Source organism: Neofamilia massiliensis (assembly GCF_001299475.1).
In the GTDB taxonomy this organism is placed as follows: Bacteria; Bacillota; Clostridia; order Tissierellales; family Peptoniphilaceae; genus Neofamilia; species Neofamilia massiliensis.
This window is the reverse complement of the sequence record NZ_CYUJ01000001.1, coordinates 1-1,977: the sequence shown is the minus strand read 5'-3', so window position 1 is coordinate 1,977 and position 1,977 is coordinate 1. Positions and strand designations below refer to the sequence as shown.

Below are 1,977 nucleotides of genomic sequence, written 5' to 3'. Positions count from 1 at the left end.
TATAGTTTAACTGATAAGGCGATATTTTTAATTTCTTAGCAAGAATATCTCTATCTCCAGATGCTTGATTTAACATTAGAACAAAGTCTGTATTATCAAAGATATTTTCAATTTCCTGACTTGTTAAAAGGTCTTTTACGTTTTGAGTTATGCCTGTTGGAATACCACCCCATTTTCTAAATCTTTTCCAGATTTCTACTGAATATGAAGCAGTTTGTGGATCTTTTAATAAAAGGTGGAACTCATCTATATAGTATCTTGTAGACTTGCTTCCTCTATTAAGGGAAACCTTGTTCCAAACCTGGTCTTGAATTACAAGCATACCTATTTTTTTAAGTTGTGTTCCTAGCTCTTTTATATCAAAACAGAGCAATTGCCTATTTAGGTCAACATTTGACCTATTATTAAAGACATTAAGACTTCCCTTAACATAAATTTCCATTTCTGTTGCTAGTTTTCTACCAACTCCCTCTTCTTGGGATAGGAGCATATCGTATAAATCTCCTAATATTGGCATATTTTCTGGTTTTGGGTATTCAAAATATTTTTGATATATCTTTGGTAAGCACCTATCTATAACAGATTTTTCTGCAGCAGTAAGACCAGATCCTCCTACTACAAGTTCAAGCATAGACATTATGAAGTTTGCCTTATCCTTTAAAGGTGCGTCCCCATCTCCATAGTTCATATTAATATCTAATGGATTTAGATAGTCCTTTGACTTTGCCGAAACTTTAATAACTTCTCCATTAAATTGTTTTACAAGGTTTGAATACTCGCCCTCAGGATCACAAATAATTACATCATCGTCTGTTACAAGAATTGCATTTGCCATCTCTCTCTTTGCCGAGAAAGATTTACCAGAACCTGGTGTACCTAATATTAATCCGTTAGGATTCTTTAGTTTCTTCCTATCTGCCATAATCAAGTTTTGGCTAAGGGCATTTAAGCCATAGTACAAAGAATTTGCCGAATCAATAAATAGCTCTTCTGTCGTAAAAGGCATAAATACTGCCGTTGATGATGAAGTTAAAAATCTTTTTATCTCGACTTGGTTAACTCCTAGAGGTAAGACAGAAACAAGTCCTTGTTCTTGTTGATGAGATAATCTTTTTACCTGACAATTATGTCTGTTAGCAATTGATGAGATTTGAGCAATAGTGTTTTCTAATTTTTGAATAGTCCTTGCAAAATTCATCATTACTATAGATACTACAAAGAGCCTTTCATCTCTATTTTGTAAGTCAGATAACATGGACTTAACATCAGCCCCAAAAGTATTTATATCTGATGGAATAATATCCATATCATATCCTGCTCGAACTGCTTTCTTTTGTTCTTCGATTTTCATTCTGTCTAGGTCTGTGTTCTTTCTCTTAATAAGTTTAATAGCTTCTGCTTGTTCAACTACATCTATATGAAAAGCTACATAAATATTGTCATCAATATCTAAAAACTCAGATAACATTCTGTCTGATAACTCACTTGCAAGTATTTGAAAATGGCTTACAGCTCCAATGAATTTCCCAAATTTAAAATTATTTGCTGGTGCAAAATTAAAGATATTGGGAGTTATATGTGATTTTGTAGACTCTTTCTTCTTCAAATCTTTATATGAAAAACCAAAGTTCTTGTCTGGATTTAACATATCGTGAACAAGTCTTAGCCTTTCTTCGCCATCAAGGCTTTCTGCTCTTACTCCCATAGATTTAAAGTTAGATAAAATATCTACTTCAAGTCTATTTAACTTTGCTCTTGCTTGCTCTAGGTTATCTGCTTCTGTGGTAAAAGTTATATACTTCATCTTTTTAAGTCCGTTATTGCCCTTTGCAAGTTGAAGCTTTAACATTTCCCTAAACTCTTTTCTTACATCGTCATAGAAGTCTCCCTTATCAGCAATTTTAATTGCATCTTGTAGGTCTTTATTTCTTCCTAATTGATTTACATATGAAAGTTCGATGTGTACACTTGGATCAA

General features: G+C 32.9%; 1 protein-coding gene. It reads right to left on the bottom strand.

Annotation, left to right across the window (positions count from 1 at the left end; all coding sequences use genetic code 11):
- A partial coding sequence (locus tag BN2667_RS00005; RefSeq protein ID WP_054251318.1) for a VirB4-like conjugal transfer ATPase, CD1110 family occupies nt 1-1,977 on the bottom strand: 1,977 nt, incomplete at both ends.